The sequence below is a fragment of the Sporocytophaga myxococcoides genome, assembly GCF_000775915.1.
Classification (GTDB): Bacteria; Bacteroidota; Bacteroidia; order Cytophagales; family Cytophagaceae; genus Sporocytophaga; species Sporocytophaga myxococcoides_A.
In genome coordinates, this window is sequence record NZ_BBLT01000003.1 from 393,685 (window position 1) to 407,070 (window position 13,386).

General features: G+C 35.0%; 13 protein-coding genes. 5 read left to right on the forward strand and 8 right to left on the reverse strand.

The window, feature by feature from the left end:
- Positions 1-15: 15 nt before the first annotated feature.
- Together MYP_RS09495 and MYP_RS09500 are read right to left on the reverse strand one after the other, a co-directional pair.
- On the reverse strand, positions 16-921 hold the full coding sequence (locus MYP_RS09495; RefSeq protein WP_045462075.1) for an NmrA/HSCARG family protein: 906 nt from the start codon (positions 919-921) through the stop codon (positions 16-18).
- 418 nt (positions 922-1,339) lie between these two features.
- Positions 1,340-2,071, reverse strand: a complete 732-nt coding sequence (locus MYP_RS09500; RefSeq protein ID WP_156140459.1) for a T9SS type A sorting domain-containing protein — start codon at positions 2,069-2,071, stop codon at positions 1,340-1,342.
- A 22-nt stretch (positions 2,072-2,093) separates the two neighbouring features.
- Between MYP_RS09500 and MYP_RS26735 the strand changes: the two genes are divergently transcribed.
- On the forward strand, positions 2,094-2,219 hold the full coding sequence (locus MYP_RS26735; protein WP_262506748.1) for a hypothetical protein: 126 nt from the start codon (positions 2,094-2,096) through the stop codon (positions 2,217-2,219).
- A gap of 534 nt (positions 2,220-2,753) precedes the next feature.
- On the opposite strand, the gene MYP_RS09505 is transcribed toward MYP_RS26735, so the two are convergent.
- From MYP_RS09505 to MYP_RS09515, 3 genes are all read right to left on the reverse strand, one after another.
- Positions 2,754-2,981 carry a hypothetical protein gene (locus MYP_RS09505; RefSeq protein ID WP_045462080.1) on the reverse strand — a complete coding sequence of 76 codons (228 nt, stop codon included), beginning with the start codon at positions 2,979-2,981 and terminating at the stop codon, positions 2,754-2,756.
- A 38-nt stretch (positions 2,982-3,019) separates the two neighbouring features.
- The gene (locus tag MYP_RS09510; RefSeq protein WP_045462082.1) at positions 3,020-3,403 is read right to left on the reverse strand and encodes a hypothetical protein; all 384 of its coding nucleotides are present in this window, start codon (positions 3,401-3,403) and stop codon (positions 3,020-3,022) included.
- 156 nt (positions 3,404-3,559) lie between these two features.
- A complete protein-coding gene (locus MYP_RS09515) occupies positions 3,560-4,156 on the reverse strand; it encodes a hypothetical protein (protein ID WP_156140460.1) in 597 nt (198 codons plus the stop codon).
- Between the two features lie 283 nt (positions 4,157-4,439).
- Between MYP_RS09515 and MYP_RS09520 the strand changes: the two genes are divergently transcribed.
- On the forward strand, positions 4,440-4,898 hold the full coding sequence (locus MYP_RS09520) for a hypothetical protein (RefSeq protein ID WP_045462088.1): 459 nt from the start codon (positions 4,440-4,442) through the stop codon (positions 4,896-4,898).
- 80 nt (positions 4,899-4,978) lie between these two features.
- Here MYP_RS09520 and MYP_RS09525 read toward each other — a convergent pair whose 3' ends face one another.
- Entirely contained in the window at positions 4,979-5,992 is a 1,014-nt protein-coding gene (locus tag MYP_RS09525; RefSeq protein WP_231570025.1) for an NAD(P)-dependent alcohol dehydrogenase, read from the reverse strand.
- Positions 5,993-6,372: 380 nt separating this feature from the next.
- On the opposite strand from MYP_RS09525, the gene MYP_RS09530 reads away from it, so the two are divergent.
- A complete protein-coding gene (locus MYP_RS09530) occupies positions 6,373-9,834 on the forward strand; it encodes a LamG-like jellyroll fold domain-containing protein (RefSeq protein WP_045462091.1) in 3,462 nt (1,153 codons plus the stop codon).
- Positions 9,835-9,876: 42 nt separating this feature from the next.
- Here the strand turns inward: MYP_RS09530 and MYP_RS09535 are convergent, their stop codons facing one another.
- Entirely contained in the window at positions 9,877-10,314 is a 438-nt protein-coding gene (locus MYP_RS09535; RefSeq protein ID WP_045462094.1) for a hypothetical protein, read from the reverse strand.
- Between the two features lie 89 nt (positions 10,315-10,403).
- Positions 10,404-11,321 carry a type IX secretion system membrane protein PorP/SprF gene (locus MYP_RS09540; RefSeq protein ID WP_045462097.1) on the reverse strand — a complete coding sequence of 306 codons (918 nt, stop codon included), beginning with the start codon at positions 11,319-11,321 and terminating at the stop codon, positions 10,404-10,406.
- Positions 11,322-11,687: 366 nt separating this feature from the next.
- Between MYP_RS09540 and MYP_RS09545 the strand changes: the two genes are divergently transcribed.
- Both MYP_RS09545 and MYP_RS09550 read left to right on the forward strand, forming a co-directional pair.
- Positions 11,688-12,260, forward strand: a complete 573-nt coding sequence (locus MYP_RS09545; RefSeq protein ID WP_045462100.1) for an RNA polymerase sigma factor — start codon at positions 11,688-11,690, stop codon at positions 12,258-12,260.
- A complete protein-coding gene (locus tag MYP_RS09550; protein ID WP_045462103.1) occupies positions 12,257-13,384 on the forward strand; it encodes a hypothetical protein in 1,128 nt (375 codons plus the stop codon). The genes MYP_RS09545 and MYP_RS09550 overlap by 4 nt, the downstream gene beginning before the upstream one ends.
- The last annotated feature ends 2 nt before the right edge of the window (positions 13,385-13,386 follow it).

The window sequence follows — 13,386 nt, forward strand, 5'->3', positions numbered from 1 at the left end:
CCTGTCAATGATGGTTTATATTGAGCTTTTGTTTTCTGTGATCCATTGTTCAAAAGATTTCAGAGGAATATCAAAGGATAAGGTTTCATTCAAATCAAATCCGAATCCGGGAACTTCATTCATCCAATGATGTGATTGAGCTGTACCTTCCCAAAGTCCCCGTTTTACTCCTTCTTCCACAGTTACTTCTTCATAGGTAATTTTTCTTCCCAGCTTTTCGCTTAATTGAGTGGCTACCTGATCCATAGAAAGTTCCTCTGAGGCGATGTTAATGTCTTTTGCATTAAACTTTCCAGGGTTTTCAAATCCTCCCCTTGCAAATCTGGCGGTGTCTTCACCACAGTTCAGTTTTATAGGAGTTTCCGGATGTAATACGCCAAAGAGCTTACCCTGTTTTAATTCAGGAGCCATATATTTTGAGAGCGGTTCAGCAAAATTTTCCATAAAAAAACTTGGATGTAAGATAGTCCAATATTGAAAACCTCCCTGCCTAATATACTCCTCCACCTCATATTTGATTTCCCAAAGGTTAGAAAGTAAAGGAGATTTCTTCCATCTCGGGAAAATATTACTGCCTATCACTGAAGTGTGTATGATTTGTCGGACTCCTGTTTCTTTAGCGACATGTACCATGTTATAAGCATTACGAAGCTCGATGGACGTATCATTAGGGTCTGAATATTGAGCGGAGAATAAAGCAGTAACATCTTTCATCGCAGAAACAAGTGTGGCTTGCTCTCGAAGGTCACCTTGTACAATTTCCGCTCCTAGTTGTTCTAATCGTTTCGCTGCCAGTGATTCCGGATTTCTTGCCAGAACCCTGACGCGATGCCCATGTTTTAAAAGCTCTCTTGCAGCATTGCCTCCCTGAGTGCCTGTACCACCAATAACAAGTATATTTGGAAATAATTTTTCAGCCATATCTTTTTAGTTTTAAATGTTAATAATTTTGGGTTTGCGGATACAAAGTTAATGCTGTCAATAAGATGAAGGTTTTCCGGGTGGCTCTTTCTACTTTATCCAGAAGCTCACATCTAGTTTAGTCATAATGCTGGTATTGGGGAGTATCTAAAAAAATATTGACCGAAAGATACCTAACAATTAAGATACTTAAGGGAATTAACCAAAACAGAACACTGCATAATCCCTTGTCTGTTCATTCTTTTTTTATAATCAGTAAGAAGGTTTGTAAAAAACTAAATTCATATTATGAAGAAAATTATGAATGGCATGATAAATCATTTAGACTACATCAAAATTAAATCACCTTAGCCTTTAAATAAAAAAAGCCGGTTACATTTTTGTAACAGGCTTTTTCTCATGTGAAAATAAGTCAAACTTACATTTTTACAATTTTCTTCACAGTTTTTCCATTTGAAGAATAAACTTCCAGGAAGTAAAGACCACTTTTTAGTTCAGAGAGATTAATACTATGACTTTCTCCTTTTGATGCAAAAATATTGTCTTCTAACACTGTTGAACCGTCTTGTTCTGTAACTCTGATTTTATAATGATCAGATGAAAGATCTTGAAAGTCTAGAGAAATAATGTCAGAGGCAGGATTAGGACTAACAGATAATTTCAAATCTTGCAGATAAGCATTTTTATTGGAAGTAAGGAATGATGGATCATACAAGTATGCAGCTTTTGTAGTGCCCATTTTTACCTCACCCATCCCTTCCATTTTTATGGAAGTAGTTATTTCTGTAATAGCAAAAAGCGAGGTGGTGTAACCTGGTATGTAATAGGCATAAGAAACAGATTTTAATATTGTAGTCGCTCCGGAAAATTCACTGTTGTCAATTTTGGTGGCTTTTAAACGAACAACATTATTATAAGTTCCGAACTGGGTTTTTAACGTTCCATAACCATCGTATGTTGTGGATACACTTCCTGATAGGGTCATAGGAAGACCGCTTGCAACATAATTTGCATTGTAGTCATCTGAAGTTGTTCCATTGTAAGCTAAAGGTAGCTTTGCAATGGTCAATGGGTTGGTGTATACTACCGTTGCAGATCCTTGAGTGGAGGTTATACGTTGACCAAGCAGTGTCTGCTCTTTGTCAGTCATTTTATAATATATATAATTCACATTGTCACCTGTTTCCGCATGGGTCGCTGTTGGAAAAGACGATGCATATGACGTACTTGATGGACTTACAACCTTGGTTTCAGTTGGGGTGCCTTCAAAGGTTATATTCGAAAAATCCCAGAGTTGATTAGCTCCTGCATTACCTGGAGATACGTCGACTTGTTTAACTTATGCTTTTACCGTTTGGCCGGCCTTAATGCTACTAAAAGAGTTAAGTTCTGGTTGTGCTTGGGCAGCATAAACAGATAACATGATTGAGAAAACAGTAAAAATTTTTTTCGTAGAAAATGTTTTAGTTTAATTTTTATACAAGTTAATGAAAAATTCGGTGAGGGTAAATGTTAAAGTTTGCTTTACACTTTGTTGTTGCGGTATTTGTTGATTATTAGATAGATATATTTGCAATAACCTCGTAAAGTTTTCATTGCACCGATGTGTTTAAAGGACGGGAACCGATCCGATTTGTTTACCTGACATTGCAATAGTAAAATTTTAACGTATGGACTTTTAGCATAAAAGTTGAAATCTTGGTTTATAGCTGATATTATTATTAGTTGTATAATTTATTTATTAAATTAGTTTCCAGGGAATTTCAAGTAAAGGTGTTAGAATAAAGTTCGATCTTAATGTAACTTTTCAGAAATTTCCGAACTTAGTATCGTCAATCATTTTTAATAGATACTCCTCTGATAGTTCCGACAACTGTGTCTTTATATTCCTCTCCCTCTTCCAATTCGGCAGGGGCATTAATTCTTATGTTTTTATTTTCTTTTTCATGTCTGACATTACTGAATTGATCAACTACTACCTCACTTGATTTGATAACATTGACGTACTTCATTTTAGCCTTTGCATATATTAATATATCAGAATCATTGTATTTGTTCATAAGTCAGATTCTTTAATTTTTCATTTGTTATTTAGATTTTATTCTTCGTCTCCCTCTGAGTTATTATTACAATTTGCTATATCCGGATTTTTGTCAATTGATTCTAGAGCTTTAATAAAGATTGTTTCGATTTTTTTCAGTTTTGCAGTAAAGAGTGCTTCAGCTTCAAGGGAATTTATATCCAGTTTTATTTTTTCAACATGTATGTCCGTTCCAATTTCAATGTTTGAGAAATTAGAGAGCTGTGCTTTGACTGATATGGAAAATTTTAAATTTTCTGCATCCATGTTGACAGATTCAGCTTTAATAGATGGTACTTCCAGAATTACATCTGTATTATTGTCAGTATCAGCTTGAACATGAGTGGCTTCTTCCTGTTCTGTGCTTTCTGTTGATTTAGTATTTGGCTTATCGTTTGACATTTTCTAATCTTTAAACAGTCTCAGTAAATTCTTAATGGTTCAATTCTGGGAAACCGCCATTATGTTCCGAATACTTGTGTGATCCCTCAGCAGGTCGGTTTAATTATATCTACTAATGTGCTTCCTTTATTGTCATTTAAATTCATTTCTTCCATATTATTCATCTTTTTTAAATGATTTTGTAACACGTGATTGAATGGCTTCTTCTATTTCTTTTTTGTTTAATTCCTCGCCATCCAATCTACTTAATGGTTTATCTGAAGATTGATCAACAAGATGAGTTTTTAAAGTTCCAATGTTCTTGACTAAAGTCTGAACAGTCTTGTTTAATATCCCTCTTACTCGTTTAAGTCGAAATCTAAGATGTGCCTCGGTTCTGGCTTTATCTATTTTAATATGAAGTGAACCAATTTGGGCCTCTACTCCAAAATTCATATTTACCATTTCCTTTAAGCTTGTATTCATGGAAACTTCAGCTTGAAGATTTTTAGCCTGGATATTGACTTGTTCTAATTTTAGTTCCGGGATATCGATTACAATATCGGGGAGCTCCTTTACCGATTTTTCTACTTCGATATCTTTACTTTCCTTATTGGAATTCTTAATGTTTGTAGTTAGTTCTTTAGATTCTTTATGTTTATCATTTTTCCCTTTATATGCATTTACATCTCTGGGAGTAGTAATGTGTCTTTCCATTTCATTCAGATCTTTTTTATCAAATTCACTGTTATCTCCTGATTTTAATATATCCACTTTTACCATTAATACATTAAAGGTTTAATGTAAAATCCTCTAATACAAAACAAATTGTATATAGCCACGTTCAAAAGTTTATATATTTCCTGAGCATCAGATAGCAATCATTTTTCTGAGAATGAAAACGAACTTGTATGTGTTTCTACTGAAGGAGTGAATACTATGTGAGGCAAATTAAAGTGTCTGTAGTTAAAGTTTTCTTTTGGGAAATTTTTAATTGAGAAAAAGACAGGATTTTAACGGGAGTGTATTGGATAAATAAATCTATAAATAGCTTCATATGAAAAAAGTGAAAATTTTCAACTATTTACCTGAAATAGATTCTTTTGTTATCGATCCGCTTTATAAAGAAATATCAGGCAGGTTGGGACTAAGAGAGTGGAATGAAGTTGTTTGGATCGGTAGATATTTTTGCATGGATAATGATTTTGGAGAACATTGGTTTGACAATTGGGAAGAAAGAGATAAAGTTGAAAGCAAGGCCAGAACGCTTGGTATTGAGTATGATGATCTATTTGTGATCGATCCATCCAGGTTCAAAGATTCCAGAGATGGTCCATGTCATACCGATCTGGAGCGAAAAAATTTTTGGACAGATGTTTTGATGTCTCTAGAATTAAATATGGAAACAATATTTTCAGAAGCAAGAAAATATAATAGCGAAAGAGACTTGAAGGATGATGGCTATATTGAAAATTTGGAATTGATTATTGAGGAAATAAGAAGTAATGGGGTATAAATATTTTTCACAATATTCACCTTTTAACTATATTATTAGCCTCAGCGAAGGGCAATTATGTTAATTGATTTTAATTACCTTTAGTTAGTACTCTCATAAATCGATAGTATTACATTCCCCACTTTTTGTCCGGAAGCTACATACCTGAATGCTTCCTGTATTTCATCATGAGTATAGCTCTGGTCTATCACTGGCTTGAACTTTCCTATAGCAATCAAATCAAGGATGAATTTGATGCTGGACTTAGGATCAAAGGGAATTGGGAATATAACTTTTTTACTTCCTGTAAATTTTGTGATAAGCGCAAGGAATGGGTTCTCTGCATTGGGGCCAAGCTCTGAAGATATATATATGCCCCCATCTTTTAATATGCTTTTGCATTTCCCAAAGGTGCTCTTTCCGACAGCATCAAATACAAAATCAAATTTTTCTTCAGTGTTAAGAAAATCCTCTTTTGTGTAAACAATTACTTTGCTAGCTCCTAGACTCTTCACAAGGTCGATATGTTGAGTTTGACAGGTTGCAGTTACATTCAATTCATAAAATTTTGACAGTTGGACAAGCACAGAACCTATTCCGCCTGTGGCTCCATTGATTAATACCTTTTGGCCGGGATGTGTTTTGATTTTATTTATAAAGTTTACTGCATAGTGGACAGTCTCAAGAGAAGCCACTGCTTCTTCATAGGATAAGCCTTCAGGAATATGCGAAATTGCTTTATTGCTATTGACAGCCATAAACTGTGCATGAGACAAAAGTCCCATATCATCAAAGCCAAATACTCGGTCTCCCTTTTTAAATTGGGTAACATTCTTCCCCGTACTTATAACCTTTCCTGCAAAGTCTGTTCCCGGTATGGATTTCTTTGGCTTAAATAAGCCGGTGAATAGGCGCATCAACAAGGAGCCTTTTAGTATGGCGCAGTCAGTTCTGTTTACAGTTGTGGCATGTACTTCAACCAGCAAATCATTTTCACCAGGAAAAGGAGTGTCTACTTCCTTTATAGAAAAATTGTCCGGACTACCATATTGTGTATAATATGCTGCTTTCATTTTTATATTGATATTAGGTGCAATTAATGTAATATCGGACATTTTGTTTAGAAACTAAAACCGATATTTATTGTAGGAACAAAACTATATTTTTTTATTTCCAAAGATGCTCCATTATAGTTCATTTCCTGTTGGAATACTTTGGGATGTCTTCATTACAGTTTTTTATAATTCTTCATTTGTAATCAGAAATTAATATAATGATTTTTTTTAAGATTAGACTTGCTTATGAAATGACTTATTTATTTTAGAAAGAGACCTAGGCCTTGGTATCAGAGCAAGTAATAAATTTAAAATCGGAAACTTTTAAGTCTATCGGTATAGAAAGATCAGATATCGAAAGTTAGTGAGATTTGTTTTTGGGATTTAAACATTTTTAATTCTTAATCCTTTTAAATCTGATCATTAACTATTTAAAGGCTATGAATACAAACAGTACTTTTGATTATTGGAAAAGATATCTGAATGAAAAGAAAATTATGGCAAAACCAGGTTCTTTTCCCAGGAGTATATCGTGCCTTTTATTAGTGGTATTAATGACTTATTGCAGAGGTCTTTTTGCTCAGTCTTGTGGGTGCGATTATACTATCCCTTTAGGTTCAACTATAATTGACAGGAACACTCTTTCTGTTACAGCACTCCCCAAAAATAAACGCACTATTTGTTTCCAGTCAGGAAACAGAATAGTTCCATTAATGATCAGGAATTTCAATGGTTCAACAGATGGAGGTATTAATGCACCTTATGTTTTCAAAAATTGTTCTGCTCAGGTTGTATTTAATATTCCTTTGACTTATGGGTATGCGTTTAAATTTTTTAACAGTGAAAATTTAAAGTTAACGGGTACAGGGTCTTCTGATCAATATGGTATTGTGCTTAATGGAGCACATATATCGCTTGTATTAGGTGATACGACTACAAATGTGGAAGTGGATCATGTTGAAATTAGAAACTCCGGTTTTTGTGGTCTGATGGCTAAGACAGACAATGCATTGCTGGGAATTTCAGGTGGTAATAACAATCCTTCGGCTTTTGTAATGAAAGCCATTTTTATTCATGATAATTATATATACAATACTGAAGCAGAGGGTATGTATATAGGAAATACTAACTGGATGCCTGGAAATACACAGCATAGCCTGGATAGTGTTTTTGTTTACGACAATATTATTGTAAACGCTGGTGCGGAAGCAATTCAGGTTGGAGCTACTTCATCAGGAAGAGGATATGTATTCAATAATCGGATTGATGGTTTTGGAAGAAGGCTTCAGACTTTTGCGCAATTTCAGAATAATGGAATACAGCTTGGATCCGGATTTTCAGGTCGCTGTTATAATAATTTTATTTATGCCTATCCTGAAGATAGCTATACTCAGAATGGAATTGTTTGTGTGGGCCTTGGAAATATTTATATCTATAACAATGTTGTTGTTAATGCCAAGGACAATGGTATATATATTGGATCAAATAATGCTGAGTCTAAAGCAAAACCTTTTTATGTGCTGAATAATACTATTATTAACCCATCTCATGATGGTATAAAGATTCAGGAAGTGGGCACTGCTACCAATAAGATTAATGCCTATGTTTATAACAATTTAGGGGCAAGTATACCCTCAGGTTATTCTCTTGTTAAAAAGGGAGGATCGTTAATAACATCTGTTGAACAGGCTAATGTAAATAACCTAATCACTGCTTTTAATTTCCAGGATCCATTGAATAAAGATTTTAGCCTTACATCCAATAGTAGTCTTGCTATTGATAAAGGAACAAATATAGTTTCATCTTATGGTCTAGCAGAAGATATAAAGGGGATTGTTCGGACAGGGCAGGGGACATCATTTGATATAGGGGCATATGAATTTGTTACTGAGTTTTTGCTTTCAATTGAACCAATAATTATTGATAACAAATGTTTGGGTGATACATTTGTTATTAATGTGAATGGGTCAAGTGTGGGACTCCCGCCGGATGTTACTTATAATGCTGTTCTTTCGGGACCTGATGGCTATTTTGGCCCTCAGAAAATTGTTTTGGGTTCAACGGGTACATTACCTGGAGAAATCGTGGCTATTTTGCCTCCTAATATTCCCCATGGCAACAATTACAGGGTAAGAATTGAAGCATTCAATAGCTCTGGTTTTTTCAGGACAGGTGCTGATAGCTCCGTCACATTTATTGGTACAGGAGCTCTTAGGTTTGCGGCTCCTCAAAGAGTTTCTGTTTCAAATGCTGCATTTTTTAATCCTGGAGATTTTGATTTTACTATTGAGGCAAGGATAAAGTTGAATGTAGCTTCAATAGATAATGGAGTTTTAGAAATATTATCAACTAAAGCTTTCGGAAATACTAGCAACGGATACATGTTTGGCTATAACTATCTGACAAGAAAACTTGTGTTCAGTTTTTATGATGTAATGGGCAATAGTATATACCTTGAAAGCAATACCATAAGTTTGTCCGAATTGCGTGGAGATGGAGTTTGGTATCACGTGGCTTTGACCAGAAGTGGAGGAAATAGATTTACGTTCTATCTTGATGGATATGCCGTAGGGGTAAAGGTTTATAATATTAATTTATCTGCTGCTTCCAGTAATCTTTACATTGGGTATGATCCAGCGGCTGGTGTCGGGGTGTCTTCTTTTACTGGTAGTATGGATTATTTGCGTTTTTGGAATGTAGCAAGATCAGAAATGCAGCTTACTAATAATCTGGAAAAGAGCTTTACTTATTCTACAGTTGGATTAATTGGTTCCTGGAATTTTAATGAGTGTAATGGAAGCCAATATGCTATAAGTGATAGCCCTTATGAAAATCATGGGTGGTTAGGTGAAAATGAAAATGTGAGCGTTGATGATCCTGTCCGGGAATCAGGACCTGGAAAAGTTGAGAACTTATACGGGGTGACTTTTAATTCGGCTCCTGAAGGAAAGCTTGATGTTTTGACAATTCCCCATAATTCCTCTTATAATTTTCAGGCTGGCTTCTCAATAGAAGCTGAAATGAAACTTTTAAATCCTATGTATGGATCAAAAACTGTTATTTATGAAAAAGACACTACAAATGGTGTTCGTTTTTTTGTAGCTGATGAAAACCGTCTTGGATTAATTGTCGGTGGTAAAACCGTTTTAAGTGAAGTCGCAAAGAAAAATAATGTGAATGTAAATTTTTATGCTGGAAAGTGCTATTCCATAGCTGTTAGCGCAACTAAATCAGGATCGGGTTTCGTGATAAGGTTTTATCTGGATGGAAACATAATAGGATATTCCAAATATGTTTCGGGGCAAAATATATTAAGTTCTTTAACCTCTGTATTGATTGGTTGTGATGCTGGACAAAGCATTCCTGCAAACGGTTATGTAAGGGAAGTAAAGCTTTGGAATGTAGCAAGGACTGGCGTAGAAATTTTGCGGGATCTGGGGGTGATATTTTCTTCATCTACTGAAGGGCTTGTCGGTTATTGGAGGTTCAGAGAAAAAAATGGTCAAACACTTATCGATCAAAGTTCAAATGATAATCCTGGATACTTGGGCCAATTTCTCTCAGAGGAAAGTACAACAGATCCTAAAAGAAGCTCAAATAACTGTAATGCCAATGACAGGGTGAGTCTTTTATCTCAGGATTCTTTACATTCAGAGGGTTTGGCAATAGCAGTTTACCCGAATCCATTTATGAAAGAGTTTGGTGTATATATTAATAATCCCTCAGTTGATATGTCTGATTTGTATCTTTTTGACATAACAGGAAAACTTGTTTATCAAAAGTTGGGTATCAGCAATAATGAAATGATTGTGTGTAATCCTGACCTAATTATAGGTATGTACCTGATTAAAGTTGTTTGTGGAGAAGAGATTGAGTATTCAAAAGTAATTAAAAGCCATTAAGAGGTTTGCGGAGAGGTAAGTTTTACCTATCCGCAAATTTTTTTAGCTGAAAAATCCACCTAGCTTAGAACTTAAGCCACCAAGCATATTACCAGCATTTATACCGAATAGTTTCAAGAGGTCCTCACTGCTGTTTGCTGTTCCAGTTTCCTTACTGCTGAATTTACTGATCAGTGCAGGAATAACAATATTTGCTATTGAACGAGCTTGTGTCTGAGACATATTCAATCTTGAGGAGAGCTGTTCTGCAAGTTTATTAGAGGCCAATGTAGAAAGAGATCCTCCTGCAGAGCTATTACCATTAAACAGGTCTTTTATTTGAGAAAGGTTACCGGATAGTGCCTGGTCTTTTAAAGTATCAAAGAACGAACCTTTGGCAAGATCAAATGTGTCATTTACCTGCTTGCTAGTCAATTTTTCTTTGTTCATCAATGTATCCGAAAGGTGGTTTTTGCCAAGTTGAATGATTTGGTCCAACATATGATCTTATTTAAGTTTTAAAATATCTTTTTGAAAATGCAAACTACTCCTTTTTTTTAAACTTGCACAGCAATGTTAAAGGTCCAGGATTATTCTATGTCCTCATCATGAGGCTGATCTTTTTCTCCTACGTTAAAGGGATAAATATGGATGCTGACCTCATATCTGCCTGTATTTGCAAGATGGTTCGTGCTTGTCGGGTGAAAATATGAAAAGTATAAATCATTACGGATTTTTAAAAAGTTGAACTTTATTATTCCCAAAGAAATTACTGGGCCATTTTTCCATATATAGTTAAAACCTGCACTGAAATTATCCATAAACTCCAATGTTCCCGAAATCCATAAGCCTTCATAATAACCTTTTCCTTTATAAAGTTTCATTCCCAGAACCAAGTCTGTATTGGCAGAGATTTCTTTTCTGTAATCCATAAACAGATTTAAGTATCTGCCCAATGCATAAGTTCTATATACCGGTTCTATTTCTGAAGCGAGTAACTGAACGCCTGATATCCCGATGTTAAACTTTCTTCCGGCAAGCCACAGACCTACAGATGCATCGGGAATTGCAGAGGAGTTGCCAGAACTGTTTTGAGTGCTTTTGACCAGATAATTAAAAACACCTGCCTGAAGCGCAGCTGCCAGTTTAACTGAAGAGCTGAGTTGTATGCTTCGGCAATAGCGCAGATATAATCGGTTTCTTTTTAATATTTCAGTTTCATATTCAGAATGAATAGTAATTCCGAAGGTATGGATAGGTGTATCATTTGGTTTACCCAAACTATAAGAGGCATCCAGATAATTTATTCCTACATTGTTTAATAGTCCTGAAAAGGCACTGTGAAATAAATTTATCTCTCCCTTTTCTGTCAGAGTGGAAGCAGCAGGATTTTCAAAAATGTAATTATTTTTTAAACGTAGAAAATTTAATGGATAAATGTAAGCGTCCTGAGCATTAGATGAGTAATAGATAAAAACTAACGATATGTAGACCAAAAGGAACCTCACTCTTATATCAATTTATCGTTTTGATTTATTCCCAAATTGTTTTTTTATGGTAAATTATTTCTTGGATTTGTCTAATTCGCTAAAGTACTTCTTTTTCCTGACTTTTATTGGTTGTTCTAAGCAGATGGTACCGTCTTAAGAATCAGGAAGTCTTGTTTTGTAAAGGATAAAAACATTTTATTTTACAGACGAGAATATAAAAATAAAAGTTTACGTATCAGATAAATAAATGAGATATGGGATTGTGAAGAGCAGCTTGAGTTTGAGTTAGCTAAACCAACATTCTTATAAAATCGACGAGTTACGTGTTACTTTGTAATTGCTTGTCTGTACTAGTTATATTAAAGCTTTTCAAAATAAAATATCTTGAAATACAGTCTGGAACATATTGCTGAAAACATCAGGAAGGGTAATGACAGAGAAGTGTTGCAGTGGATGTACAAGGAAATTTATCCTAAGGTGGAAAAGTATGTTTCCGGCAATAGCGGATGCATAGATGACTGTAAAGATGTATTTCAGGAATCTATTATTATCTTCTATAAATATGTTATTGAGAATAAATATGACAGAATAGTAGACTTAAGCGCCTTTATAATGGGAATCAGCAGGAATGTCTGGATCAACAAAATCAGGAAGCTTAACAGAGAAGTAGATGCAGATCTTCTTGAACAGTTTGAAGAAACAAGTAATAATCCTCTTATAACACTCATTATGAGTGAAAAATGGATGGCATATAAAGCTGTCTTCGAAAAGCTTGGGGAAAAATGCAGGGAATTGCTTTCTTATTCTTCTTATGAAAGGTTGAATATGAAAGAGATTGCAGAGAAGATGGGCTTTTTGAATGAAAATGTAGCCAAAACACAGAATTACAGATGCAAGCAGAAACTTCTTGAGTTGATATCTGCTAATGAAGAAATTAAAGACCTTTTGAAATCATGAACATCGGGGAGGAAACATTAGAACTTATAGATCGCTACCTCTCGGATACTCTTACTAAATCTGAGAAGGAGAGCTTTAATCTGAGACTTGCTCAAGATGCTGAATTCAAAACTTTGGTAGAAAATCAGAAGCTTGCCAATGATTTGATTCTCGGCGATCGACTGTATTCTTTGAAGTCAATGATGGATGAAGATTTTTTATCCGGGAGGGTAAACAGTAATCAAAATTCATTAAGTAAGGGAAAATTATTACTGTTTGGAGGATTCGCTCTGATTGTTTCAGCTTTCGTGCTGTATATGGCGCTTGGATATAAAGCAGTGAAGCAGTATAAAGTAGTCGTAGATTCTGATAAGATAGTGTCTAATCAAAATTCTGATGTCCAGTTAGCTGGTACTATTCCGAATGAGGTTACAATTTCAACAAAAAATAAAAAGGTGGAGGGGAATAGTAATAAGTTAAGAGGTATTGCAAAACTTTCTGAAAGCGAGCATTCAGAAGCACCTGCTGATGTAGACGCATTACTTAACTCTGATAATGAACCAGCAATAATTGTTAAGGACGACCAGGATAAAACTGAATTACTTCCTCTGGAAGTGGAAATTCGTTGTGCTGTAAAAACAATACAGGCTAAGGTCAAATCTGAGCCTGCATGTGTTGATAAAAAAGATGGAAGATTGATTGTAGGAAAAATTTCGAATCTGTTAACTCCATTGTCTTATGGAATATCAAGTAAGGCCGCAGATACCTTGTGGCAGTCATCAAATATATTTTCAAATCTCCCTTCAGGCAATTATGCTGTAAGTGTTAAAGATGCAAATGGATGTCTGATGCATGTGAAAGATCTTGTGGAAATAGGGCTCAAGGAATGCAGAAAAGCACAGCAAACATATAGTTTTAATCCAGGATATGGTGAAACCATTAATATGAAAGTTGAAGGTGAGGGGGGGGTAACTATCTGGAATCGTGCAGGTATAGTGGTCTTTAGCGCTAATGTTTTTTCAGGACAGGAGTTTACCTGGGATGGGCATACTTCGTCCGGAGGAATTTCCGCTCCTGGTGTGTATATTTACTCTTTAGAATACCAGAATGGGAATACAGTAAGAGGAGAAATTTTAATTTATTAATC

Bases quoted from the DNA above. Each gene is read 5' to 3' on its own strand.
- MYP_RS09495 (WP_045462075.1), bottom strand. From the start codon at position 921: ATGGCTGAAAAATTATTTCCAAATATACTTGTTATTGGTGGTACAGGC.
- MYP_RS09500 (WP_156140459.1), bottom strand. From the start codon at position 2,071: ATGACTGACAAAGAGCAGACACTGCTTGGTCAACGTATAACCTCCACT.
- MYP_RS09505 (WP_045462080.1), bottom strand. From the start codon at position 2,981: ATGAACAAATACAATGATTCTGATATATTAATATATGCAAAGGCTAAA.
- MYP_RS09510 (WP_045462082.1), bottom strand. From the start codon at position 3,403: ATGTCAAACGATAAGCCAAATACTAAATCAACAGAAAGCACAGAACAG.
- MYP_RS09520 (WP_045462088.1), top strand. From the start codon at position 4,440: ATGAAAAAAGTGAAAATTTTCAACTATTTACCTGAAATAGATTCTTTT.
- MYP_RS09525 (WP_231570025.1), bottom strand. From the start codon at position 5,992: ATGTCCGATATTACATTAATTGCACCTAATATCAATATAAAAATGAAA.
- MYP_RS09530 (WP_045462091.1), top strand. From the start codon at position 6,373: ATGAATACAAACAGTACTTTTGATTATTGGAAAAGATATCTGAATGAA.
- MYP_RS09535 (WP_045462094.1), bottom strand. From the start codon at position 10,314: ATGTTGGACCAAATCATTCAACTTGGCAAAAACCACCTTTCGGATACA.
- MYP_RS09550 (WP_045462103.1), top strand. From the start codon at position 12,257: ATGAACATCGGGGAGGAAACATTAGAACTTATAGATCGCTACCTCTCG.